Source organism: Ruegeria sp. AE4 (assembly GCF_056542185.1).
Window position 1 is genome coordinate 723200 of the sequence record NZ_JBQFZK010000001.1, and the last position, 25369, is coordinate 748568.

The 25369-nt window shown below is 57.0% G+C and carries 23 protein-coding genes; 18 read left to right on the top strand and 5 right to left on the bottom strand.

The features are described from left to right. The 7 genes from ACR0EK_RS03655 to ACR0EK_RS03685 all read left to right on the top strand — a co-directional run bounded on the left by ACR0EK_RS03655 (nucleotide 1) and on the right by ACR0EK_RS03685 (nucleotide 9884). The gene (locus ACR0EK_RS03655) at nucleotides 1–957 is read left to right on the top strand and encodes a site-specific tyrosine recombinase XerD (protein ID WP_480565046.1); all 957 of its coding nucleotides are present in this window, start codon (nucleotides 1–3) and stop codon (nucleotides 955–957) included. Nucleotides 958–1020: 63 nt separating this feature from the next. Beyond that, entirely contained in the window at nucleotides 1021–2328 is a 1308-nt protein-coding gene (locus ACR0EK_RS03660; protein WP_480505427.1) for an HlyC/CorC family transporter, read from the top strand. 96 nt (nucleotides 2329–2424) lie between these two features. Further along, nucleotides 2425–4842: a GcvT family protein gene (locus tag ACR0EK_RS03665; protein WP_480565049.1), complete on the top strand. Its 2418-nt coding sequence runs from the start codon at nucleotides 2425–2427 to the stop codon at nucleotides 4840–4842. A gap of 31 nt (nucleotides 4843–4873) precedes the next feature. Next, nucleotides 4874–5473 (top strand): nucleotidyltransferase family protein, encoded by a 600-nt coding sequence (locus tag ACR0EK_RS03670; RefSeq protein WP_480565052.1) that lies wholly within the window; start codon nucleotides 4874–4876, stop codon nucleotides 5471–5473. A gap of 749 nt (nucleotides 5474–6222) precedes the next feature. Beyond that, entirely contained in the window at nucleotides 6223–7659 is a 1437-nt protein-coding gene (locus tag ACR0EK_RS03675) for a DegQ family serine endoprotease (RefSeq protein ID WP_480565055.1), read from the top strand. A 181-nt stretch (nucleotides 7660–7840) separates the two neighbouring features. Continuing rightward, nucleotides 7841–8521 (top strand): response regulator transcription factor, encoded by a 681-nt coding sequence (locus ACR0EK_RS03680; RefSeq protein ID WP_267366336.1) that lies wholly within the window; start codon nucleotides 7841–7843, stop codon nucleotides 8519–8521. Next, a complete protein-coding gene (locus ACR0EK_RS03685) occupies nucleotides 8514–9884 on the top strand; it encodes a sensor histidine kinase (protein WP_480565059.1) in 1371 nt (456 codons plus the stop codon). The genes ACR0EK_RS03680 and ACR0EK_RS03685 overlap by 8 nt, the downstream gene beginning before the upstream one ends. Here the strand turns inward: ACR0EK_RS03685 and ACR0EK_RS03690 are convergent. From ACR0EK_RS03690 to ACR0EK_RS03700, 3 genes are read right to left on the bottom strand one after another with little or no spacing between them, the layout of a single operon-like run. Then, a complete protein-coding gene (locus ACR0EK_RS03690; protein ID WP_480565062.1) occupies nucleotides 9881–10348 on the bottom strand; it encodes a CYTH domain-containing protein in 468 nt (155 codons plus the stop codon). The two genes, ACR0EK_RS03685 and ACR0EK_RS03690, sit on opposite strands and share 4 nt — an antisense overlap. 27 nt (nucleotides 10349–10375) lie before the next feature. Continuing rightward, nucleotides 10376–10723, bottom strand: a complete 348-nt coding sequence (locus tag ACR0EK_RS03695; protein ID WP_480565065.1) for an AAA family ATPase — start codon at nucleotides 10721–10723, stop codon at nucleotides 10376–10378. 3 nt (nucleotides 10724–10726) lie between these two features. After that, on the bottom strand, nucleotides 10727–12247 hold the full coding sequence (locus ACR0EK_RS03700) for a CHAD domain-containing protein (RefSeq protein ID WP_480565068.1): 1521 nt from the start codon (nucleotides 12245–12247) through the stop codon (nucleotides 10727–10729). Between the two features lie 213 nt (nucleotides 12248–12460). Here ACR0EK_RS03700 and ACR0EK_RS03705 point away from each other — a divergent pair, with 213 nt between their 5' ends. Next, nucleotides 12461–12808 carry a TfoX/Sxy family protein gene (locus ACR0EK_RS03705; RefSeq protein ID WP_480565071.1) on the top strand — a complete coding sequence of 116 codons (348 nt, stop codon included), beginning with the start codon at nucleotides 12461–12463 and terminating at the stop codon, nucleotides 12806–12808. Between the two features lie 59 nt (nucleotides 12809–12867). Here ACR0EK_RS03705 and ndk read toward each other — a convergent pair whose 3' ends face one another. Further along, on the bottom strand, nucleotides 12868–13290 hold the full coding sequence (ndk, locus tag ACR0EK_RS03710) for a nucleoside-diphosphate kinase (protein WP_008757405.1): 423 nt from the start codon (nucleotides 13288–13290) through the stop codon (nucleotides 12868–12870). Between the two features lie 115 nt (nucleotides 13291–13405). After that, the gene (locus ACR0EK_RS03715) at nucleotides 13406–14608 is read right to left on the bottom strand and encodes a multidrug effflux MFS transporter (RefSeq protein ID WP_480565074.1); all 1203 of its coding nucleotides are present in this window, start codon (nucleotides 14606–14608) and stop codon (nucleotides 13406–13408) included. A gap of 107 nt (nucleotides 14609–14715) precedes the next feature. On the opposite strand from ACR0EK_RS03715, the gene ACR0EK_RS03720 reads away from it, so the two are divergent. From ACR0EK_RS03720 to ACR0EK_RS03765, 10 genes are all read left to right on the top strand, one after another. Beyond that, nucleotides 14716–16566 carry an ABC-F family ATP-binding cassette domain-containing protein gene (locus ACR0EK_RS03720; RefSeq protein ID WP_480565077.1) on the top strand — a complete coding sequence of 617 codons (1851 nt, stop codon included), beginning with the start codon at nucleotides 14716–14718 and terminating at the stop codon, nucleotides 16564–16566. Next, complete coding sequence (locus tag ACR0EK_RS03725) at nucleotides 16563–16955, top strand: ACT domain-containing protein (protein ID WP_480565080.1); 393 nt, start codon at nucleotides 16563–16565, stop codon at nucleotides 16953–16955. The genes ACR0EK_RS03720 and ACR0EK_RS03725 overlap by 4 nt, the downstream gene beginning before the upstream one ends. After that, nucleotides 16952–17572, top strand: a complete 621-nt coding sequence (locus tag ACR0EK_RS03730; protein WP_209504138.1) for a MarC family protein — start codon at nucleotides 16952–16954, stop codon at nucleotides 17570–17572. The genes ACR0EK_RS03725 and ACR0EK_RS03730 overlap by 4 nt, the downstream gene beginning before the upstream one ends. Before the next feature lie 41 nt (nucleotides 17573–17613). Continuing rightward, nucleotides 17614–18195: a retropepsin-like aspartic protease family protein gene (locus tag ACR0EK_RS03735; protein WP_267364159.1), complete on the top strand. Its 582-nt coding sequence runs from the start codon at nucleotides 17614–17616 to the stop codon at nucleotides 18193–18195. Nucleotides 18196–18243: 48 nt separating this feature from the next. Continuing rightward, the gene (locus ACR0EK_RS03740) at nucleotides 18244–18864 is read left to right on the top strand and encodes an ImuA family protein (protein ID WP_480565084.1); all 621 of its coding nucleotides are present in this window, start codon (nucleotides 18244–18246) and stop codon (nucleotides 18862–18864) included. A 62-nt stretch (nucleotides 18865–18926) separates the two neighbouring features. Next, nucleotides 18927–20141, top strand: coding sequence for an MFS transporter (locus ACR0EK_RS03745; protein ID WP_480565088.1), 1215 nt, complete (start codon nucleotides 18927–18929; stop codon nucleotides 20139–20141). Beyond that, nucleotides 20138–20734 (top strand): YceI family protein, encoded by a 597-nt coding sequence (locus tag ACR0EK_RS03750; RefSeq protein ID WP_480558583.1) that lies wholly within the window; start codon nucleotides 20138–20140, stop codon nucleotides 20732–20734. Before ACR0EK_RS03745 ends, ACR0EK_RS03750 begins: the two co-directional genes overlap by 4 nt. An 80-nt stretch (nucleotides 20735–20814) precedes the next feature. Next, nucleotides 20815–22035, top strand: coding sequence for an MFS transporter (locus tag ACR0EK_RS03755; protein ID WP_480485858.1), 1221 nt, complete (start codon nucleotides 20815–20817; stop codon nucleotides 22033–22035). 206 nt (nucleotides 22036–22241) lie between these two features. Beyond that, complete coding sequence (gene metG / locus ACR0EK_RS03760; protein WP_480565091.1) at nucleotides 22242–23960, top strand: methionine--tRNA ligase; 1719 nt, start codon at nucleotides 22242–22244, stop codon at nucleotides 23958–23960. A gap of 249 nt (nucleotides 23961–24209) precedes the next feature. Next, complete coding sequence (locus ACR0EK_RS03765) at nucleotides 24210–25367, top strand: efflux RND transporter periplasmic adaptor subunit (RefSeq protein WP_480516752.1); 1158 nt, start codon at nucleotides 24210–24212, stop codon at nucleotides 25365–25367. Nucleotides 25368–25369: the final 2 nt, after the last annotated feature.

The window sequence follows — 25369 nt, forward strand, 5'->3', positions numbered from 1 at the left end:
ATGGGCTCTCCGGCATCAGACGCCCTGTGGATTTCAACGTTCTTGCAGGCACAGGCGGCAGAGCTTGGCGCGGCTACCAATACGCTGCTGGCCTATGGGCGCGACCTGAAAGATTTTGCCGAATGGCTGGACCGCAAGAAATCCGGATTTGATCAGGCAGATCGCGACCTGATCGAAGCCTACCTGATCGACTGCGATGCACAGGGCTTGTCACGTTCGACCCGCGCACGGCGTTTGTCTGCTATCAAGCAGCTGTACCGGTTTGCCTTCGAGGAAGGCTGGCGCGCGACCAATCCTGCCATTCAGATCAAAGGTCCCGGCCGGCAGAAACGGCTGCCCAAGACGCTGGATGTGCCCGAAGTTGATCGTTTGCTGGAGGCTGCTCGAAAAACCGGGCGAACCGAATCTGACAGGCTAAGAAACACCTGCCTGATGGAGGTTTTGTACGCCACCGGAATGCGGGTGACTGAACTTGTCTCCCTGCCCGTCTCCTCGGCCCGTGGCGACCCCCGGATGTTGCTGGTGCTGGGAAAAGGGGGGAAGGAGCGAATGGTCCCCCTGTCGCCGCCGGCCCGGGATGCTTTGGCCGCGTGGCTGAGCGCGCGGGACGAGGCCGAGGACCTGGCCGCGGAAAAAGGCGCTCAGCGCTCGCGCTTTCTGTTCCCTTCACGCGGAAAGTCCGGTCATCTGACACGGCACAGGTTCTTTTTGCTGGTGAAAGAGCTGGCTGTACGCGGCGGTGTTTTTTCTGAAAAAGTCACACCACACACGCTGCGCCATGCATTCGCTACGCATCTGCTGGCCAACGGCGCTGATCTGAGATCGATCCAGACGTTATTGGGCCATGCAGACGTAGCGACGACAGAAATCTATACGCATGTTCTGGATGAACGTCTGGCGGAACTGGTGTTGCAACATCACCCGTTGAGCAAAGACCGCAATGAGGACAAGGGCTAAGACCTTGATCCAGCGGGGCGACGTCCCCATAACGGATGCAGTACACTAACCTATCTAGGACCAATGGAACCCTTACCTTCTATGATCGACGGCGCATTCTGGTTTACGACCGGCGCTATCCTGTTCCTGCTTATCCTGTCCGGATTTTTCTCGGGCTCGGAAACGGCGCTGACCGCCTCATCTAGGGGAAAACTGCGCGCTCAGGCCGACAAGGGATCGCGCGGGGCCAAAAAGGCTCTGGAAATCACCGACGACAACGAACGTTTGATCGGGTCGGTTCTGCTGGGTAACAACCTCGTCAACATTCTGGCCGCGTCACTGGCGACGGCGTTGTTCACACGTCTTTTCGGTGAAAGCGGCGTGGCATTGGCAACGCTGGTCATGACCTTTCTGGTGTTGATCTTTGCCGAAGTGCTGCCCAAGACATACGCCATCACCAATTCCGAGAAGGCCGCTGCGGCGGTTGCGCCGATCATCAGCGTGGTCGTGACAGTGTTTTCGCCTGTCGTCGCGGCCGTACGTTTGTTGGTGCGTGGCGTATTGCGTCTGTTCGGAGTTCAGATCGATCCTGACAGCAATATTCTGGCCGTGCGCGAAGAAATCGCAGGCGCTCTGCAACTGGGCCATTCGGAAGGGGTTGTCGAAAAAGAAGATCGCGACCGCATCCTCGGTGCACTGGATCTGGGCGACCGCACGGTGGAAGAGATCATGCTCCACCGTTCCAACATCGAAATGATCGATGCGAACGCCCCACCCGAAGCTATCCTGAGGCAATGCCTTGAAAGCCCTCACACTCGTCTGCCCGTTTTCAGGGACGAGCAGGAGAACATTGTTGGCGTTGTTCACGCCAAGGACTTGTTCCGCGCGATGTATGCACAGGCTGGCAGCAGCGACGGCGGCACCGACCGGCTGGCCAGCTTCGATATCGGCAAGGTCGCAAATGCCCCCTATTTCGTTCCGGAGACCACAACTCTGGATGACCAGATGCGCGAGTTTCTGCGAATGCACGGTCATTTTGCGCTAGTGGTGGACGAATACGGCTCATTGCGTGGACTGATCACGCTTGAGGATATTCTGGAAGAAATCGTGGGCGAAATCGCCGATGAGTTCGATATCGCCGAAGAGGTGCCGGTCGTGCGGACGGATGATGGCCAATTCCTTGTCGAAGGCGCTATGACCATTCGCGATGTCAATCGTGCGCTGGACTGGTCGCTACCGGATGAAGAAGCCAACACTCTTGCTGGTCTGGTCATCCACGAAGCCCAGATGATCCCGGTTGTTGGGCAAGTGTTTTCGTTCCATGGCTTCCGGTTCGAGGTTACAGCACGCGAAGGCAATCGTATCACAGCCCTGAAAGTGCGGCCCTTATAGGGTTTGGACGCCAGACAAAAACGACGCGCTCTGTCGCTCGTATGACAGAATGCTTTATCGTTGATCTGCACCGTCCTACCAGAGATGGAGGAGCAGATGAAAAACACATGCCAGGTGGCCGTCATTGGTGGCGGCGTTGTCGGATGTTCGGTTCTTTATCACCTGACCAAGCTCGGGTGGTCGGACGTCATGTTGCTGGAACGGTCCGAACTGACCAGCGGATCGACCTGGCATGCGGCAGGCGGGTTTCACACCCTCAACGGCGACACCAACATGGCGGCGCTACAGGGATACACGATCAGGCTGTATAAAGAACTGGAACAGATCACCGGCATGTCCTGCGGCCTGCACCATGTGGGCGGTGTGACACTTGCCGACAATCAGGACCGGTTTGATATGCTGCTGGCGGAACGCGCCAAGCATCGGTTCATGGGGCTTGAGACAGAAATCGTCGGCCCGGAAGAAATCAAAAAGATCGCGCCCATTACAAATATCGACGGAATTATCGGTGCTCTTTACGATCCGCTGGATGGACATTTGGACCCCTCAGGCACCACCCATGCCTATGCCAAGGCCGCGCGAATGGGCGGTGCCACAATTGAAACCCATTGTATGGTGCGTGAAACCAACCAGCGCCCCGATGGAAGCTGGGATGTCGTCACCGACAAGGGCACAATCCATGCCGAACACATTGTTAATGCAGGCGGGCTTTGGGCACGTGAAGTTGGCGCCATGGCCGGTGTCTATTTTCCCCTGCACCCGATGGAGCATCAATATCTTGTCACCGACGCGATCCCACAGATCGAAGCAATTATCGATGCGGGTGGCGAGCATCCGCACGTCATGGATCCGGCAGGTGAAAGCTATTTAAGGCAGGAAGGGCGTGGCCTGTGCATCGGGTTCTACGAACAGCCCTGCAAGCCCTGGGCAGTAGACGGCACCCCTTGGGATTTCGGGCACGAGTTGCTGCCCGATGACTATGAAAAGATCACCGACAGTATCGAATTCGCGTATCGCCGCTTTCCTGTGCTGGCTGAGGCTGGGATAAAATCGGTGATCCATGGGCCGTTTACCTTTGCCCCTGATGGCAACCCGCTGGTCGGCCCTGTACCCGGAATGCGCAACTACTGGTCGGCCTGCGGTGTCATGGCCGGGTTCAGTCAGGGTGGCGGCGTTGGCCTGACGCTGGCGCAGTGGATGATCGAAGGCGAGCCCGAGCGCGATGTGTTTGCCATGGATGTTGCCCGCTTCGGAGACTGGATCAGCCCAGGTTACACCCGCCCCAAAGTCATCGAGAATTATCAGAAACGCTTCAGCGTCGCCTATCCGAACGAAGAACTGCCTGCCGCGCGCCCCAACCGCACAACACCAATGTATGACATCTTCAGCGAGCTGGGCGCGGTCTGGGGGCAGCAATACGGCCTTGAGGTCCCAAACTATTTTGCTCAGGAAGATGAGCCGGGGTTTGAAACGCCATCCTTCCGCCGCTCGAACGCGTTCACGGCGACAAGGCGCGAAGTGCGGGCGGTGCGTGAAGCTGTGGGTATCAACGAAGTCCACAATTTCGGCAAATACCGCATCACCGGACCCGATGCTCGGAACTGGCTGGACCGGATCATGGCTGGCCGCATTCCGAAACCCGGTCGGCTGTCTTTGACCCCGATGCTGTCGCACAAGGGCAAGCTAATCGGTGATTTCACCGTTTCCTGCCTGACTGACACCGACTTCCAGCTTACGGCGTCTTATGGCAGTCAGGCCTTCCACATGCGGTGGTTCCAGCAAAACGCTCAGGACGGCGTGAGGATTGAAAACGTCAGCGACCGGTTGAACGGCTTCCAGATTGCCGGCCCGAAGGCAACGCAGGTTCTGGCAGCCTGCACCCGAGACGACTTGGCCGATTTCAACTTCCTGAACGTGCGCCGGATGACTGTCGGCATGACCGACTGTATCGTTCAGCGTGTCAGCTATACGGGTGATCTTGGTTACGAAATCTATTGCGACCCCTTAGCGCAGCGTCAGCTTTGGTGGACGCTGTGGGAGGCCGGACAACCCCACGGCATTGTTCCGTTCGGAATGCGCGCAATGATGAGCCTGCGGCTAGACAAGTTCTTTGGCTCATGGATGCGGGAATATTCGCCAGATTACACCGCCGCAGAAACGGGGTTGGACCGGTTCATTGCTTTCAACAAAAGCACCCGTTTCATCGGCCGCGATACAGCGGAAGCAGAACGGGCCAACGGAACCACCCGCCAGCTGGCAGCCTTCGAAGTTGAAACATACGATGCAGACGTCAACGCCTATGAACCGATCTGGCTGGATGGTTCGGTTGTCGGGTTCTGTACCTCGGGCGGCTACTCTCATTTTGCGCAAAAATCCGTCGCCATGGGCTTTCTTCCGTCCGGGCGCATAGAAGATGGTCTGGAGGTTGAAATCGAGATTCTGGGGCAGATGCGCAAAGCGAAGGTTATCTCGACACCTTTGTTTGACTCAGATGGCACACGCATGAGGGGATGACAGCACACATGACTGACGGCAGTGAGGCACAATGACCGAAATCCCAATCATCCTGCTTGCCGCCGGTCAATCCAGTCGTATGGGCGGGTTGGACAAGCTTTTGCAGCAAATCGACGGCATTCCACTGCTGACCCGTACGGCGACCCTTGCGCGTGGTGTGGCGCCTGTCCTTGTCGCCCTGCCACCGCGTCCACACCCAAGATATGACGCACTTGCGGGACTGGATGTTCAGACCGTTCCGGTTCCGGACGCGGCAGAGGGAATGAACGCCAGTTTGCGCACCGCCATAGAATACCTTCCTGTAGACGCACCCGCAGTCATGGTTTTGCTGGCCGACTTACCTGACCTGACCCAGGCTGATCTGAGAACGATCTTGAATGCACGTCAATTACATCCCGACAATGTAATCTGGCGCGGAACAACCGCAGATGGAAAGCCCGGGCACCCGGTGATCTTCGATCGGACGCTTTTCAGTCAGCTCTTGGTATTGCACGGCGATCACGGCGCGCAGACGGTGGTTCGGTCACAACAGGGTGGCGTATTCCTGCAACCACTTCCCGGTCAAAACGCGGTTTTGGATTTGGATACGCCGGAAGATTGGGATGCTTGGTGTAAGAAGCGCACTTCTTGAATAAACACGGCCCGGTCGATATCGACCGGGCCGGTGCCCAATACAAGACTACCACTTTCCACAATTCCAAAAGTTTGACCAATAGGTCTTAAAGACACTCTGGTTCCCTAGCAGCTAAACCTAAACAAGACCCCCTCGTTAACACGCCGCTAAAACTTCCGGTAACTGAGTTAGCCGCCAGCGCCCCCTAGCGCTTTTGGCTTCCCCTCACTTGGGCAATTTCATCCTCACTTATCCGATCCTTAGAAACAACGTAAAATTGGAAGAATAGGTTAATTTCGCGCACCTCGATTTGGCTTTTAGGCAACATAGCCCCAGGGCTTGCTCAACCTATAGGCGATCCAAGTCCGGTGCGCATATCAACGATTCGGGATTAAGCGCAAACTTATGCACCCATTCAGCTGCCTGTCAGCAAAGTTACAGCGTCAAGTCCGATGACTCCCGGACTCGCCCACAACCATTGGAAGAGCAGCATTTTTCCCCACTGTTCAGTGAAAGCATTGTCAACAAAACAATGAAAATTCAACTTTTTTGAAAGTTTGACGTCTGTTTTGGCAACAATCCTCCGATTCGCCTTCGACCTACCCGGTTAAATCAGCGAATCCTGATCAACGTCCTTCGCCACAAAACACCCGCTTTGTGGCAAAATTAAGATTTATTAATTGATCAGTCAGGAAACCCCAATCCTGCCAGTGCATCTCATGTCTCAACGCGCAACGGAAATTGCGTGATCAAACCAGGAGACAGAAATGAGCATCCGAAAATCTTCGCTTTTACTTCCCCGCACATCCAACTGGATGGGGGTCAGCGCATTGGGCGCAGCCATGCTGGCCACAACCGCTTTACCTTCGATGGCGGATGAGGCGCTTGCCGATCTTGTCGAATCCGTTTCCCCTTCGGTTGTAACCATCATTGCCGAACAAAAGGCCGCCTCAAGCCCCGCACAGGGGCAGAATTTTGATTTCGACGGTCATCCGTTTGGGGAATTCTTCAAGCGCTTTGGTGGGCCTGAAGGGTTCAACATGCCTCAACGCGGGCCGGCACAAGGGCTCGGGTCAGGGTTTGTACTGGATGAAGCCGGTTATATCGTCACCAATCACCATGTGGTGGACAATGCCGCGACTGTAACCGTTCGCCTAAGTGATGACCGGACATTTGAGGCCGAGGTGGTTGGCACCGACCCGCTGACAGACATCGCAGTGTTGAAGATTGATGCAGGCCCGGGCCTGCAAGCTGTCGAACTGGGTGACAGCGATGCAATCCGCGTAGGCGAAGATGTCGTAGCGATCGGCAACCCGTTTGGTTTGAGCTCGACAGTTACTACCGGCATTGTATCGGCCAAAGGGCGCAATATCTCGGACGGGCCTTATGCCGAGTTCATTCAAACGGACGCCGCCATCAACAAGGGCAACTCTGGTGGCCCGCTTTTCAACATGGACGGCGAAGTGATTGGCGTGAACTCGGCCATATATTCCCCCAGTGGCGGATCTGTCGGACTGGGATTTGCCGTAACGTCGAACATCGTTGAACATATTGCAGCCGATCTGCAGGATGACGGGCAGGTCAGCCGTGGGTGGCTGGGTGTATCTATCCAGAATATCAGCCCGCAGCTTGCGGCGGCACTGGGAATTGATGCCTCCTCGGGTGCACTGGTGGCAGATGTTGTCGCCGACAGCCCTGCAGATGGCGTTCTGGAGCAAGGCGATGTTATCCTGTCCTTCAACGGCGAAGCCGTAGACTCCAGTGGTGACCTGCCCATTCTGGTGGGCACAACCAAGGTCGGCACCGCCAGTAATTTGACCATTCTGCGCGATGGCAAACAGGAAACGGTCACTTTGACCGTTGGCCAGCATCAGGTAGCGGCGGCCCAGTCCGACACCCCTGTCGAATCCGAGGCGGCAGGCACGTCGCTTGGTGTCACCGTGGCCCCCCTGACCGAAACGGTGCGGGCCGAGGCAGGTATCGCTAAAGCCGTCGAAGGTGTGGTCGTCACAGACCTGCAACCGGACAGCCCTGCGGCTCGGGCGGGTCTGCAACGTGGTGACGTGATCGTCAAACTGGGCAACCAAGACACGTTCACACCCGAAGCGCTGAAGGCGGCACTGGACAGCGAAAAGACGGACCCGGCACTGGTATTGATCAATCGGGCCGGCAGCCAAATCTTCGTTGCCGTCGAATTGGTCTGACCAACACTATGCGCGCGTCGCTTGATGGGGAGATCCGGCGCGCGCCTCACCCGGCGGACCTGAGTTGTCCGCTGTCCGTCGGGCTTGCCGGGTGCGTGCCCAGCACCCGGCAAGATATTCTGCATTCCATGGGCTTTGTTTGGATAATGTGTTTAAATCCCAAGGGAAAAGGAGCCAGATCATGAGCCGCCGTCTGTTGATCGTCGAAGATGACGCTGACACCAGGGATTTCATTGCCAAAGGGTTTGGCGAAGAAGGCTATGTTGTCGAAACGGCTGCTGATGGCCGCGAGGGATTGTACCACGCAACGGATGGCGGGTTTGACGCCATTGTGCTGGACAGGATGCTTCCCGGTCTGGACGGGCTGTCCCTGATCAAATCCCTGCGTGCAGCAGGGCTGAAAACACCGGTCTTGATGTTGACGGCCATGAGTGCAGTGGACGAGCGCGTCAAAGGATTGCGATCAGGCGCCGACGATTATCTGGTCAAGCCCTTCTCGTTTCAGGAACTTCATGCACGGATCGAAGCCCTGTTGCGACGTCCGCAGGAATCCGAGGAAACGCCGACTCTGACCTGCAAGGATCTTGAAATGGATCTTCTGACCCGCAAGGTTACGCGGGACGGCCATGAGATCACGCTGACGCCCCGTGAATTCCAGATCCTTGAATTCTTTCTGCGCCGCAAGAACCGTGTCGTGTCGCGTACCATGCTGCTTGAGGGCGTCTGGGATTATCATTTCGACCCGAACACCAACGTTGTGGATGTTCACATCTCAAAGCTGCGCCGCCAGTTGGATGAAGGCGGAGACACACCTTTGATTGAAACTGTTCGCGGAGCAGGTTACATGATGTCCGATGGATAACCTTCGGCTTTCCCTTAATAATTCACGAACAAGACTTGTCGCCACCAGCATGGTGCTAAGCACGTTCCTGACCGCGTCCGTGCTGGCACTGGTCTATGTGACGGCCAACAGAAGCATCGAATCCGAGACCCGATCAGTCGTGTCCGCCGAACTGACCGGGCTTGCAGATGAATATGAACGGCGCGGTCTGATCGGGCTGATCACAGCGATCGAACGCCGTCTTCCAAGCGCGCCCGACCGAGACGCGCTGTATCTTCTGGCGGATCGGCAAGGCGTCAAGCTTGTGGGTAACCTGAAAACATGGCCGGTCAATGTGACCGCCGGAAGCGGTTGGGTCGACCTTGAGCTGCGCAGGGCTGACAATGACCAACTGGTGCCTATCTCGGCGGCATCGATCCGCCTGCCCGGTGGCGAACGCCTTCTGGTGGGACGGGATGCGGCGGCCCGTCAACAATTCGACCGTGTATTGTTCCGATCTCTGGCACTGGCGCTAGGGATAGCATTTGTTCTGAGCGTGATCACCGGCTGGCTGTTCACACGCCTGGTGTTTTCACGCCTGTCGGACATTGCAAGCACAGCCGAAAACATCGTTTCCGGCGATCTTTCCAAAAGGATGCCCCTGCGCGGAACCGGGGACGAGTTCGATCAGGTCTCTGGAACGCTGAACAACATGCTCGACAGGATCGAAGAGCTGGTCAGTAATCTGCGCACCACCTCAAACTCTATCGCACATGATTTGCGCTCTCCTTTGTCCCGCCTTCGTCAACGGGTCGAATCCCTTTCCGAGCCCGGCAAAAGCGATCTGGACCGCGAAATCGACATTGCGCGGGCAACGGGAGAAATCGACCATGTTTTGCGGGTCTTGGGGCAGCTTACCGAAATTTCGCGGGCCGAGGCTGGTCTGGGTCGCGAGCAATTCGAAGACATTGACTTGCAGCAACTGGTTGGCGATGTCGTAGAGCTTTACGATCCGGTGGCTGCGGATCAGGACATCCGTCTTGAGGTTACGGGCTCTGCCCCAGCTATTCAGGGGCACCGGCCCCTCCTCTCGCAGGCTCTTTCCAATCTGCTGGAAAACGCTATGCGCTATGCACCGGCAGATACCGCAATCACGATCTCAATCGGTACCCAAGGCGGATTTGCCCAATTGCGGGTTCGGGACCGTGGTCCGGGTGTTCCGCCCGGAGAGTTGGATCGCCTTCAGCTTCCCTTCGTCACGCTTGATCCGGCGCGGACGGAACGCAACGCGGGATTGGGGCTCGCACTGGTTGCCGCGATTTCCCATATGCATGGCGGAACATTCGCAGCCCGAAACTGCGACCCGGGTCTGGAAACCACGATCAATCTGGCAATTCAGAGTTAATCCGGCAGTCCGTTTACCGCCAATATCGTGTTTTTATACCGTTTATCGCCTGTGACTTCCGCACCGAACCAATCCGGTGGGACATAAGCATTTGCGGCTTCACTGGTATGGAATTCAACCTCAACCAAACGCAGGGGTTCCAGGCCGCCTGAGAAAATATCCAGCTCGAACTGGTGGCCGTCCGGCATTTGATCCGTGTAACGTACCTTCTCGACCCGGCGTCCTTGGGTTTCCGGCCAGAAAGTTTCGAACTGGTCTCGGGTTATCTCTGTCTCACGCTCAACACGGACAAGATCACCTCCCCTTTTCAAGGTCAGGAAAAACACATCGTTCCTTTGCCGCAGACGCAATTCGGTCGAATCATCCGGAGAGGTAAGATAACCCTGACGCACCATTGCTTTTTCTGCGCGGCTCAAGTCCGGTAAATTTGCCACCAGAAACTTGCGCTCAATTTCTGTGCTCATCGGAGCGCCCCCACTCTTTCTTCCAGCTCATCGAACGCCGCCCGGTATGCTTGCCAGCCGCGCCGCGACCTGCGTAAGTATTGGCAAAGGCCCGATGCTGCGCCATTGAAAAGAACGCCCGCAGCTTTTCTGATGCATATTGTGTTTGTCGAAAATGCTAACCAGTTGACCAAATAACCGCTCGAACAGGGTTGTGGGAATGGCAGGAACAAGGATTTCATCGGCGGCTCGAGAATAGACCCCAGACGCACCCCCAGAATCGAGATCGCACAGCAAAACCTGCCGTCCGGTTTGCACACAGACATAGGCAAGGTTCACGGAAGTCGCGGTTTGTCCAACACCGCCCTTACTGCTGTAAAAGGCAATGATCTTCATTCCTTACTCCTTTTTGTGGTGAAACAGACTGCGGAACATGTGCCGGATTTCTTGCCCGTCAAACTGATGGAAACTTGCGACAACGCGCTTTCTTTCCGTCTTTTGGTGTTGATCAAGCACAGCGATTAGGCCGCCCACGGACAAACCGATCTGCGCGTCCACGCGGCCTTGCGTATCGGCGCGAGACGCAACAAAGGTCAACAACGCATCTTGCTGAACAGAATAGTCGTTGAACAAACCAAGACTATCCTGAAGTTTTTTCAATGGCTTAAGGATCACTCTAAATCCATTCCCGTCGAATAGTGGGGCAAACAATTCCATCAGATATCTTAGCTTTTTGCATTCGATACGAAGGTCATGCACCTTCCTGTCTGGTTTATCGTCGCTTATGCCGCGCGCCAGTTTGCACACCTTGCGATAGCGCTTCCAGATCAGCGCGCAGGCATAGTCATACGCACCGAGATGCGCGTTTGGCCCAAGGTCCAAGTGATCTGAACCTGCGAACATTGCGGTCAGGTCGGTCATGGACGTTGTGTAGTCGGCGCTGCGCAACCAGCGTGACAGGCGCAGTTGCTCTTGTGTACGTTCCGTTTGAAACTGATCAAACATCTCGGACAGTCCTGAGTGAAGATTCGGCGGGATAAGATTGAAATACTTGTCTTTTTCCAGAAGGTAGACATCCAAATCACGCAGAGGTCCAGTACGGGTCATGAGGTCGGAAAAGACCCGCTTCAGCTCGGCCGTCTGGGCTACGGACAACACACTCTTGAACAGGCTGATCACTGACCTGATCTTGCGCAACGATACCCGGTAATCGTGCAAAAACTCAGTGTCGATATCAGCGATCACGCCCTCTTCGTTTTGCCGCGCAACCCGCAGATGTGTTTGAATGATTTTTGCAGCGACTTCGCAGGAAGGTTCTGCTTGACCAATCTTCAATTCAGGCTTGGCCTGATAGGGAACCATGTCTGGAACCAGGCTGGAATAGAGCGTTTCAATATCATGAACACCGCCCGTAATGCTGGCGATAGAGGAACAGACCGACTGATAAGCCTTCTTGTACCCGCGCAACTTCTGAATTCGTACAATAGTCGCCTGCCCTGATGGCGTCGACATGTACGTTAAAGTTCCCCTGACTTTTGTCTTTTGCAGATCATCTAGTACGGCAAAGGTCTGAACCTTGATCTCCCCAACACCGATCTGCGTCAGCGCCCGCAGTTCAGGAAAGTCGTTCAGCGCCTTCTGAACCGGCCCTTCTGGCAAGTCCCGCGCAAACCGCAGATACCCCGAGTATTGCTGAGACAAAGGGCCATGATCCTTCCGCAGCAGGTGCAACATCCCGCCAGTATGGATCAAAGCACGACCGGAGGCGCGCAATGACTGATCGTGACAATCGAGCAATGCGAAAGCTGCGACGGAACTATCGGGTGAAGCTTTTGGGGAAAACCCGGCAATGGCATGTGCCAGTGCCGTTTCGTCAATCTTCGCTGGGAAAATGAACTGATCGCCTGACGATCTGGTCATGATAGGCCTTTCCAGTTCAAACTCAGAAACCCCTTTACAGGTTTCTCAACGGTCATTTGCGCGCCCGCCCCTTTGTTTGGTGGGCTGCCCCAACGCCATTCTGGGTTTTCTTGTTCAGTCTCGGCGGAACCCGAAAGGACATCAAGGCATTATGACTGCGACCGAGTGTATTCACGGGGTGACAGGCCCCGGGCGCCGAAGTAAGACACCGCTATGAGCGAACCAGTATCTTCAATCCGAAACCTTGGCCCCGCCTTTGAACAGGCCTGCGCCCGTGCTGGTATTCATTCGGCCGAGGCGCTGCGTGAACTGGGGCCGGACGAAGTCTATGCTCGCCTGTTGCGCGCCGGCACCAGGGCGCATTTCATCGGATATTACGTTCTGGTGATGGGATTGCAGGGCCGGCCGTGGAACGACTGCAAGGGCGACGAGAAAAAAGCCCTGCGCGAAAGGTTCGACGCAATCAAAGCCGGTAACGCGGCGGCTCCGGAAAACCAGATGATTGCAGATCTGGACGCCATCGGGGTTCGTGTTGCACCAAAGGACCTAAAGCAGGTCTGAACGAATAAAGCCGCACCCAACCAAGGATGCGGCCCCTATTTGTCAGCAATGGCTGTGGCTTAGCCGACCAGCTCAATACCCGAGAAGAAATATGCGATTTCAACCGCTGCGGTTTCCGGAGCGTCCGAACCGTGGACCGAGTTTTCACCGACCGATTCCGCAAACTCGGCGCGGATGGTGCCGGGTGCTGCGTCTGCAGGGTTTGTTGCGCCCATGACTTCACGGTTCTTTGCAATGGCGCCTTCGCCTTCCAGAACCTGAACAACAACCGGAGCCGACGACATGAATTCGCACAGTTCGTCATAGAACGGACGCTCGGCATGAACGTCATAGAATTTGCCAGCCTGAGCTTTGGTCATGTGAATGCGTTTCTGCGCCACAATGCGCAGGCCAGCTTCTTCGAACTTGGCGTTGATCTTGCCGGTCAGGTTGCGGCGGGTTGCATCGGGTTTGATGATCGAGAATGTGCGTTCCAGTGCCATGTCGGCCTCTCCTTATAATGTGACGCGGGACCCGCGCCGAAATCCATCGCGCGCCGGGTATCACGGTCTTTGGTCCATGAAAAGTGTAATGATGCTTTGCCGGTGGCTTTGCAGTTCAGATTGTGTCCGGCAAAGGGTCGACGCGGTCCAGTCGACGGACGTAAAGCACCGCCATCAAGCCGGCAAAGCTACAGGCCCACATCATGCCCAGTACCAGATACGGCCCGTTTTCGGGGCTGACGAACGCGCCGGTCATTGAGGTCAGAACAGCGCCCAAAGCCACGATCATTGCCCCCGACAGCCCTGCCGCGCTTCCTGCCAGTCCGGGGCGTACCGACATGACACCGGCCGCGGCATTGGCATTGGTCAAACCGTTGCCAAAGCCGACACAGATTGCCGAGCCGAAGAAGACCCAGACCGATCCCAGATCAGCGAGGAACAGCAACAATCCGCAAAACGGCCCGGTCGAGGCCACGATCCGCCCCGACAAGATCATCGTCGTCAGCCGCGTCCGGGCCGCAATCCGACCGGTGACAAAATTGCCAACCATGAACCCGCCGGTGATGATGCCAATCCCCAGCCCAAGCGTTGCGGGGCTCAGGTCGAACCACGCTGCGGCAACCAGCGGCGCACCGGTGATAAAGCTGTAGAACCCCCCAATCGAAAACGCAGCGCATAGGGCATAACCCCAGAACCTGCGGGCACGGAACAGGTGTGGATACTCGCGCAGTTGGGCACCAAATGTGGACGAGCGGTTGGTGTTGGTCTCGCCCATGTCGAACCAAAGCAGCACCAGCAACCCTGCCCCAAGCAACGAGTACAGGACAAACCCCGAGCGCCAACCGAAAAGCATATCCAGCGCCCCACCCAACATCGGCCCAAGCATCGGGGCCAAAGCCATGGCCATCGCGACGTAACCGAGTTTGCTTGCCGCCTCATTCGGTGCGTAACGGTCTCTGATCGACGCGCTGGACAGGACCGAGCCCGCGACAACAGCAGCCTGAAGCAGACGGAAGCCAAGAAAAACCCAGATCGATTCAGCCAATGTGCATCCGATCGACGCAAGGACAAATATTGATATACAAATCAAAAGGATAGGTCTGCGACCAAAGCGATCCGATAAAGGGCCCATAATCAGTTGCAATACTGCCGAAACCGCCAGATACCCCGCGACCGACAGGTTCATCAGACCGTAATCCACAGCGAAATCTTCACTCATATGTGCCAGCGACGGCAGGAACATGTTGAGCGTCAGTACAGACAGCGCCGTAGCAAAGATCAACGTGATCAGGGATGGAGGCGTCCGGGCCGCGCGCATGTGGAAACCCGTTTCAAAAAGCAAACGAGACAGCGCTAACACATTGCTTGACACTTGAAAATGCCAAGCCGCTGGCGGCGGCATCACACCTCTGCTAAGAGCGCTCCATGTTACGGATCGAAGACATCACCTATGCCGTTGAAGGCCGCCCATTGTTTGATGGCGCCAGCGCAACCATACCAGACGGTCACAAGGTTGGCCTTGTGGGCCGGAATGGCACGGGAAAGACCACGCTTTTTCGCCTGATCCGCGGGGAACTGGCGCTGGAATCGGGCAATATTTCGGTCCCCAAGCGCGCCCGCATTGGCGGGGTCGCGCAAGAGGTCCCCTCGTCCAACGTTTCGCTGATCGACACTGTTCTGGCCGCTGATACCGAACGCAGCGCCCTGATGGCCGAGGCTGGCAACGCAACAGATCCCACGCGAATTGCCGAAATCCAGACGCGGCTGGCCGATATCGACGCCTGGTCGGCCGAGGCCCGCGCGGCCTCGATCCTCAAGGGGTTGGGGTTTGACGACGCAGACCAGTTGCGCCCCTGCTCGGATTTCTCGGGCGGTTGGCGGATGCGAGTGGCCTTGGCGGCGGTTTTGTTCTCGCAGCCGGATTTGTTGCTGTTGGACGAACCGACCAACTATCTGGACCTCGAAGGCGCGCTGTGGCTGGAAAGCTATCTGGCGAAATATCCGCACACGGTCATAATCATCAGCCATGACCGGGGCTTGCTGAACCGCGCCGTAGGGTCGATCCTGCATCTGGAGGATCGCAAACTCACCTATTACGCCGTGCCTTATGACAAATTCGCCGAACGGCGGGCGGAACGTCTAGCGCAGGCGGAATCCGAGAATGCAAAGGCCAAGGCCCGCATCGCACACCTGCAAAGCTTTGTGGATCGCTTCCGCTACAAGGCGTCAAAAGCCGTACAGGCCCAATCGCGCCTGAAGATGATTGAACGCATCCAGTTGGTCTCAACCCCGCAAGAGGCCGCGCTGCGTGCGTTTTCCTTCCCCGAGCCCGAGGAACTGTCGCCACCGATCATCCAGATTGAAGGCGGTGTGACGGGTTATGGCGAAACCGAAGTACTGCGCCGCCTGAACCTGCGCATCGATCAGGATGACCGCATCGCGCTGCTGGGCAAGAACGGTCAGGGTAAATCGACCCTGTCCAAACTGCTGTCAGACCGCCTGCCCCTGATGGCAGGCAAGATGACCCGCAGCAACAAGCTGCGCATCGGGTATTTCGCTCAGCATCAGGTGGACGAGCTTTATGTGAACGAAACGCCACTGGACCACCTGCGCCGCCTGCGCCCGGACGAGGCGCCGGGCAAGTGGCGCTCGCGTTTGGCGGGGTTCGGCCTGAACGCAGCACAGGCGGAAACCGAGGTTGGCCGCCTGTCGGGTGGGCAAAAAGCACGCCTGTCGCTGCTGCTGGCCACCATCGACGCACCGCATATGCTGATCCTCGATGAACCGACGAACCATCTGGATATCGAAAGCCGTGAGGCGCTGGTCGAAGCACTGACCGCCTATTCCGGCGCTGTCGTGCTGGTCAGCCACGACATGCACCTTCTGTCGCTTGTTGCCGATCGGTTGTGGCTGGTCTCGGACGGTACGGTCAAATCTTATGACGGTGACCTTGAATCCTACCGGGCCCTTTTGCTGGCGCGTGACAAGCCGGTGAAAGAAAAGCCGCAAACAGAGAAGCCCAAACGTACCTCGCGCGATACCATGCTGGCACTGCGGGCGGACCTGCGCAAATGCGAGGACCGGGTCGAGAAACTGACAGAGATGCACGACAAGCTCGCGGCAAAACTGGCCGACCCGGCTTTATACGAGGACGACAAGATCAACGATCTGGAAACCTGGAACCGCAAATTCGCCGAGGTGGTCGAGGCCATGCAAAAAGCAGAAGCGCTTTGGATCGCCGCTGCCGAGCGACTGGAACAGGCAGAAACGGTATGAGCGATCCCGTTGTTGAAACCAAAGCGATGATCGCGGGAATGCACCCCGAAATTCAACCCGACGAATTCGCATTTGTGGTCTGGCCCGAAGATATGGACTGGCCCGACGGGACACGCGCCAGTTATGTCGAGGCCGAAGGTCTGTCTTTAATCGTTCCGTTCCATTGCGCACCAAAAGAGGCGGTTGCTATGCGTTGTATCACGCTTCAAGTGCACTCCTCGCTCGAAGGCGTGGGTCTGACCGCTGCGGTCTCAGGGGTGTTGGCACAGGCCGGAATTCCGGCGAACATGGTTGCGGGCTATCACCACGATCATGTTTATGTTCCCTCCGGACGGGCCGAAGACGCCCTAAAAATTTTGAAACATCTGCAACAGAGTAGCAAAGAGTGATTGACACCGCATTTCTGATCACTGCGTTCACAACGCTTTTCGTGGTTCTTGATCCACCGGCGCAAACGCCGATTTTTGTGGCCCTGACCCAGAACATGGATTGGCACACGCGCCGCTCTGTCGCGATACGCGCATGCCTGACGGCAGGCGGCATTCTGGCCATGTTCGCGGCCTTTGGCGAAGCGTTGCTGGGTTTTGTCGGCATCTCGATGGAGGCGTTTCGCGTTGCGGGAGGTGTTCTTCTGTTTCTGACCGCGCTCGACATGCTGTTTGAACGCCGGACCAAACGTCGTGAAAACAGTGCCGAAGAAGAAGAACATCCGGACCCGTCGGTGTTTCCGCTGGGCATCCCACTGATTGCAGGACCCGGTGCGATTGCCACCATGATCCTGCTGGCCGGTCAACATCCCGGCATTCAGGGTCTGGCGGTTGTCATCGGCGTTATGCTGGTCGTTCTGGCAATGGTTTTTGTGATGTATCTTTCATCAGGGGCCGTGGCACGGCTTTTGGGGAAAACCGGGCTGAACGTGTTGACCCGGCTTCTTGGGATGCTGCTGGCTGCATTGTCTGTTCAGTTTATTCTTGATGGCCTCAAGGCCTTTGGATTCGCATCTTAAGCCCCCATATTAACAAGGTTAAGGGGATTTCCGGGAACCGCATGGACAGTTTCGATATTGGACGCCTGATCTATCTGGCCCTGCTGGGGGCGGCGCTGCTGATGTGGTTTGTCACGCATAATCGGCAGTCGCTTGGCAAGACGTTGCAGCAGGTCATGGCATGGGTGTTCATTTTTGTCGGGGTCATTGCACTGGTCGGTCTGTGGGAGGATATTCGTTCCTCGGTCGCTCCCGCGCCGCAGATGAGTGTCACCGGTAACTCGGTTGAGGTTCCCCGCGCTTATGATGGCCATTATTACCTTCCGGTTCTGGTGAATGGTGAGCTGATCACCTTTCTTGTCGACACCGGTGCCAGCCAGATCGTGTTGAACGCGCGGGATGCCAAACGGGCAGGCATTGATCCCGATCAGCTGAACTATTTCGGCCGCGCCTTGACTGCAAACGGTGAGGTGCGTACCGCGCCGGTGCGGCTTGAGACCCTGACGATAGGACCCATTACGGATCAGAACGTTTCGGCCTGGGTCAACGAGGGTGAGCTGGATAAATCGCTTTTGGGGATGGAATATCTGCACCGTTTTTCAAGCATTCAGTTTGCGGATGGCAAGCTGATCCTGTCCCGTTGATGCTCCTCACCTCTTGAGAACAAAAGTGGAACATGATAGCTTGCGGGCATGTCTGCTCAGCTTCTTGGTCCCAAACCTGCACGTCAGATCCCGGGGATAAATCTCCATTCGCAGATCACCCTGCAACCGGGTCGCGTGCATGAATCTTGCGGCCCCGCCCGGCGCAGCTTTGCCATCTGGCTGGCTGGTCAGACACAGGGTCCCGTGCTGTGGATTTCCCCCGCGTGGGAGCCCGCCCAACTGAACCCCGACGGAATTATGGCTTTTGCTGATCCGGCGCGTTTTCTGTTCGTCCACCCCACCCGCGCCGAAGATCTGCTATGGTGTATTGAAGAGGCGCTGCGCAGCGGGGCCATCCCGCTGATCATAGGCGACCTGCCCGGCGCGCCGGGGCTGACGCCGGTGCGGCGGATGCATCTGGCCGCAGAACAAGGCGGTACGATGGGCCAAGCCCCGCTTGGCTTGCTGCTGACGCCCGGTGATGGCGGCGCACAAGGGGTTGAGACACGCTGGCACATGGCCGCCGCCCATCAGGGAGATACCAGACACTGGACCCTGACCCGCCGCCGCGCCCGCGCCCTGCCCCCGGTCAGCTGGCAGGCCACTCAGACTGCTGCCCGCACCGGTCTGCACCTGAAACGCATTGAAACAGAGGACATTCTGACGTGAAGCCGCAAGGATCACGCAAGATGTGACTCGCCAAACTCCGGATCGCACCCTAGCGTCGCCGCATGAGCCATCCGATCCATGACAGCCGCTATTCCTGGATTCGCCTTCTGATCACGCTCGCCATCGCAACTGTGGCGAATGTAGGGATGTGGGCGGTCATCGTGGTCATGCCTACTGTCGAAGCAGAATTCGGCGCCAGTCGCGCCGAAGCCTCGATGCCATATACGCTTACGATGATCGGATTTGCGCTGGGCAATATGTGGCTAGGACAACTGGTGGACCGGCTGGGCGTGACACGCGCCCTGATCGGCGCCGCTGTATTAAGCGCCTTCAGCTATCTATTGGCAACGCTGGCCCCGAATATAACACTACTATCTGCGGCGCATCTGCTGGTCGGGCTGGGAACATCGATCGGGTTTGGCCCCTTGATCGCCGATATCTCGCACTGGTTCATGAAGCGGCGTGGGTTCGCCGTCGCATTGGTGGCCAGCGGAAACTATATCTCTGGCGCAATCTGGCCCACCCTGCTGTCCGGCATTCTGTTACGGGATGGCTGGCAACAGGTCTACCTGACATTGGCGCTATTGACGCTGCTGATTGTCATCCCCCTGTCCTTGCTGTTGCGTCGTCAGGTCCCAGTCGAAGCACACAGCACAGCCGCGGCCACAGCCCAGATCAACGCGCGCACTGTCGGCGTTTCACCACGCGTGTTACAGTACATCCTTGGCCTGGCTGGTATTGGATGCTGCGTAGCGATGTCCATGCCACAGGTCCATATCGTGTCGTATTGCGTCGGGCTGGGATACGGCCCCGCAGTGGGGGCCGAAATGCTATCGCTGATGCTGCTAGGTGGCGTCGCCAGCCGTATTCTCTCGGGCCTGTTGGCCGACCGTCTGGGCGGCGTCATGACGCTCTTGATCGGCTCAGTCTTGCAGTGCATCGCCCTGTTCCTGTTCCTGCCATATGACGGGATGGTCTCACTTTATGTGATCAGCTTGCTGTTCGGTCTGGCGCAGGGTGGCATCGTGCCCAGCTACGCTTTGGTTGTCCGTGAATACATGCCGCCGCAGGACGCCGGGGCGCGGGTCGGATTCGTCTTGATGATGACCATCCTTGGCATGGCGCTTGGCGGCTGGATGTCAGGCTGGATTTACGATGTCACCGGAAGTTACCACCTGGCCTTCGTCAACGGAATTCTTTGGAACGGTTTGAACATTGCCATCGTTCTGATGTTGATCAAAAGATCCCGCCCCAGACGGGACACGGTCATGGCGTGACACACCTGACCCGCCGCTTGGTGCTTGCAGGGATGGTGGCTCTGCCTTTGGCCCGTACGGTGCAAGCCGCGTTGCAGCCATACATTTTGTCAACGAAAGCCACCGTGGTTGGTTTTACCTTTGATCTGTCAGGTATCCCTCAGACCGGATCAATGCCGATCCGGCAGGCGGACGTACAGATTGACATGCACCGCCTGCAAAACAGCCGGGTCACGGTGGTGCTGGATGTCAACAAGGCCAGAACACGCTTGCCCTTTGCCCGCATGCCGATGCTCGGCCCCGGTGTTTTGGGCGCCGAAACCTACCCGACAATTCAATTCGTATCGACTGACATTCAATTGGGGGCCGATGGGCGCATATCGAATGGTGCTCGTGTCACGGGGGAACTGAGTATCCGAGATGTGACGCACCCCATAACTTTGGATGCCAACCTATACCGCCAGCCCGGAACAGCCGCGAACGACCTCAACCGCCTGTCCATAGGTTTGACCGGGACATTGAACCGGCACGATTTCGGTGCCTCGGGTTATCCCGATCTGGTAGGACAAAACGTCGGACTGGACATACGTGCCGAGATCATTCGTGCAACCTAATCGACAAAAAGCAAAAAACGACTGGATAAAGTCGAATAGTTGCGCGCATTGTCCGGTGACGCCGCCTATCTGAGAAAACCATGCGCACGATCATTTCATTTGCCGCCCTGTTTCTTTCGGTCATTCTGCTTCAGCTTTCAACGGGCGGCGTCGGGCCACTTGATGCCATTTCCGGGATCACCTTAAGCTTTTCGACCGAACAGATCGGTATGCTGGGTTCAGCGCATTTCCTTGGCTTTTTCATAGGTTGCTGGTGGGCGCCGCGACTGATGGGCAGTGTCGGGCATTCCCGCGCATTTGCCGTATGCACAGCGCTGGGCGCGATGGGGTTGATCGGGCACACCCTGACAGACAATCCTTATGTATGGGCGGCGTTGCGCATCGCCTCGGGCACATGTGTGGCAGGTAGTTACACTGTCATCGAAGCGTGGCTGAATGCAAAAGTGACCAATGAGACACGTGGACGAGCCATGGGCACCTATCGCATCGTCGATATGGGTGCCTCGCTGAGTGCTCAGTTGATCATCGCCGTCCTGCCACCCGCCTCGTATGTTTCCTATAACCTCTTGGCGATCCTTTGCTGCGCCTCATTGCTGCCGCTGACACTGACACGCGCAAGTCAGCCGAAGACGCCCGACGCCCCCCGCCTGCGCCCGAAACTGGCATGGCACAGTTCGCCGTTGGCCGTCGCGGGCGTCATTGTTTCGGCACTCAGTTCAGCATCTTTCCGAATGGTCGGGCCCGTCTACGGTCAGGAAGTCGGGTTGGGAGTGGATCAAATCGCCTTCTTCCTCGCCTCTTTCGTTCTGGGCGGGGCGCTGGCGCAGTATCCGATGGGATGGCTCGCGGACAAATACGACCGGCGCTGGGTCTTGATCTGGCTTTCGGTCGCGGCGGTACTAAGCTGCGGGGTCACAATGGCGGCAAGCGACACGGGAACCGTCGGTGTCATGCTTGCAGCGGCGCTTTTTGGGTTCACGACATTCCCAATCTTTTCGGTGTCATCCGCACATGCCAACGATTTTGCGACAACCGAACAAAGGGTCGAGTTGTCTGCCGCCTTGATGTTCTGGTACGCGCTGGGGGCTATTGCGTCACCCTATATCACGTCAACACTGATCCAGGATTTCGGCCCCAGCGCGCTGTTTGCATTTGTTGCGGTCGGCCACGTATTCCTGATCGGTTTCGGCCTGGCCCGGATGCGGTCGCGTCCAACACCCGCGGAGAGAACCAATTACGTCTACGCACCGCGTACATCCTTTACGGTCGGAAGGTTGCTGAAACGCGCCCGCGAGGAATGAATAGCGGACCCGCAGCCCTGCATTGCGCAGAGTCTGCGTATTGGCTGACCACAATCTGACCGTATTACAACGGCCATCGGCGGCTTGGTCGCCCTATCAGGCGCGCGTTACAAATCAGAGTTATTCCAGTCACCTACGAAACCGGGCTTTTGCTGAGCGGTGACTTAGGTTAGACGAACGCGCAGTTAGATATGCGGAAACGGAATATGGCTCGGATTCTCATCACCTCGGCGATCCCTTACATCAATGGGATCAAGCATCTCGGCAATCTGATCGGCTCGCAACTGCCTGCCGACTTGTATGCACGCTACCAGCGTGGCCGGGGGAACGAGGTCATGTTCCTGTGCGCCACCGACGAACACGGCACGCCAGCCGAATTGGCCGCTGCCAAAGCTGGAAAGCCGGTGGCCGAGTATTGCGCGGACATGTACGAAATTCAGGCTGACATCGCCAAGCGTTTTGGGATGAGCTTTGATCACTTTGGCCGCTCATCCAGCGAGCAGAATAAAAAGCTGACCCAACATTTTGCCGGAAAGCTGGATGAGGCCGGGTTGATCCGCGAGGTCACGGAAAAGCAAATCTATTCCAACGCAGATGGTCGCTTTCTTCCGGACCGCTATATCGAGGGCACCTGCCCCAATTGCGGATACGAGAACGCACGTGGCGACCAGTGTGAAAACTGCACCAAGCAGTTGGATCCAACCGACCTGATTGAACCGCGCTCGGCCATTTCGGGCTCGACGGATCTGGAAGTACGCGAGACCAAGCACCTCTATCTGCGCCAATCGGCAATGAAGGATCAGCTGGATGCCTGGATTGACAGCAAAACCGACTGGCCGATCCTGACCACATCCATTGCCAAGAAATGGCTGCATGATGGCGACGGGTTGCAAGACCGGGGGATCACCCGCGATCTGGACTGGGGCGTTCCGGTCAAGAAAGGCGATCAGGACTGGCCCGGTATGGAAGGCAAGGTCTTCTATGTCTGGTTCGACGCGCCGATTGAATACATCGCCTGTGCCAAGGAATGGGCGGATTCCACGGGGAAACCCGATTCTGAGTGGGAACGCTGGTGGCGCACCGATAAGGGCGCGGACGATGTGCGCTATGTCCAGTTCATGGGTAAGGACAACGTGCCGTTTCACACACTTTCTTTCCCCGCCACTATTCTGGGATCGGGCGAGCCGTGGAAAATGGTCGACCACCTGAAATCCTTCAACTACCTGAATTACGACGGCGGCCAGTTCTCGACCTCGCAGGGGCGTGGCGTTTTTATGGATCAGGCTCTCGAGATTCTGCCAGCTGACTACTGGCGGTGGTGGCTGCTGAGCCATGCGCCAGAAAGCAGCGACAGCGAGTTCACGTGGGAGAACTTCCAACAATCCGTGAACAAGGATCTGGCCGATGTTCTAGGCAACTTCGTCAGCCGCATCACCAAGTTCTGCCGCTCGAAATTCGGTGAGGTGGTGCCCGAAGGCGGTGACTTTGGCGAGCGTGAGAACGCTCTGATCGATGAACTCACCAAACGCGTCCGCGCTTACGAGGCGCATATGGAAGCAATGGACGTCCGCAAGTCGGCTCAGGAACTGCGGGCCATCTGGGTGGCTGGCAATGAATACCTGCAAGCTGCGGCGCCGTGGTCAACCTTCAAAGAAGACCCCGAAGGGGCCGCTGCGCAGGTGCGTCTGGGCCTGAACCTGATCCGGTTCTATGCGGTGCTCAGCGCGCCGTTCATCCCTGATACCTCGGCCAAGATGCTAAGCGCCATGAACACGCTTGATACCAGCTGGCCGGAAGACGTAGCCGCAGCGTTGAACGCGCTACCCGCGGGTCACGACCTTACCGTGCCAGACGTTCTGTTCGCCAAGATCACAGACGAACAGCGCGAAGAATGGCAGGCAAAATTCGCTGGTAAACGCGGCTGACCACCCTGATATTCGGATACTCAAACGGGGGCCGTTGGCCCCTGTTTTCGTTCGGCACCTCGGAACGGGCCGACACCTAAACCAGCTTACTTGCTCAAATTTTTGGCGTCATCGCGAACCACCTCGGGATTCATCGCGCTTGAGAAATCGTGGTAAACAAGCCATCCTGCAAACAAGTTTTGTCGACTCGCGCGATTGTGACCGCCGGGATGGACACCAATTGTTTCTGAAATGCACGAGGCTTTCGCCATGTCCCAAGTTTTCCCTTTTCCAACTCAGGCCCGCAATCCAATTGCCACCGCATTATTGCTGATATCCCTGGGACTGGCCCAACCTGCAACTGCACAGGACGAAGGAGCGGCACCGAAAGTTACGATTGCGGCCGCCTACACCGAAGAAATCACCGACGAGGCTTCCTTCATAGGGCGCGCTCAGGCGATCAATAAGGTCGACATCGTCGCCCGCGTGAACGGTTTTCTCAACAGCCGAAATGTCGAGGATGGGGCAACGGTCAAAGAAGGCGACCTGTTGTTCACCATCGAACCGGACCTTTACGAAGCGACATTGGAGGCCCGAAAAGCTGATCTGAACCGGGCCGAGGCAAATCTTGAGTTGGCCAAGGTTGACCTGGCGCGTAAGGAAGAGCTTTACAAGCGCGACGCGACACCTGAATCCGAACGTGACATCGCGCGGGCAAACGAACTGGTCGCCGAGGCTCAGGTCAAGGCCGCAAATGCAGCGATCCAGCAGGCCGAACTGGACCTCAGCTATACACAGATCCACGCGCCTTTTGATGGGCGTATCGGCAGCATCACCACCAGTGTCGGCGATGTGGTAGGCCCGACCAACCCCCCGCTGGTGAACATTGTCAGCGAGACGCCGATCTATGTGAATTTCTCGCTCAACGAAAAAATCTTCACTTCGGTTCTTCAGACCGTTGGCGCAAATTCCGCCTCTCTTGCTGACAGCCCGCAAAGCCCCAATGTGCATATCACGCTGCCAAATGGAACCAAGTTGGATGAAACGGGCAGGATCGTATTCGTTGACAATCGTATCGACCCGTTGACCGGTGCGATCACAATGCGCGCCCAGTTCGAAAATGCCGACCGTTTGATCCTGGATGGTGCATTCGTGAACGTGCAGATTGAAGCGCTGCAACCAACCCTGCAAGTTCTGGTGCCGCAAGCTGCACTGCAACGCGACCAGCGTGGTGACTTTGTTCTTGTAGTAAACGACAAACAGATGGTGGAGCAGCGATACATCACCACAGGCAACACGGAAGGTACTGCCATCATCGTTACGGAAGGCTTGCGTGAGGGCGAAAGCGTGATTGTCGAGGGCCTGCAACGGGTCCGCCCCGGCGTGGCTGTTGACGCGGTCGTCGCTTCTGAACAGCCGGGAGAATAATC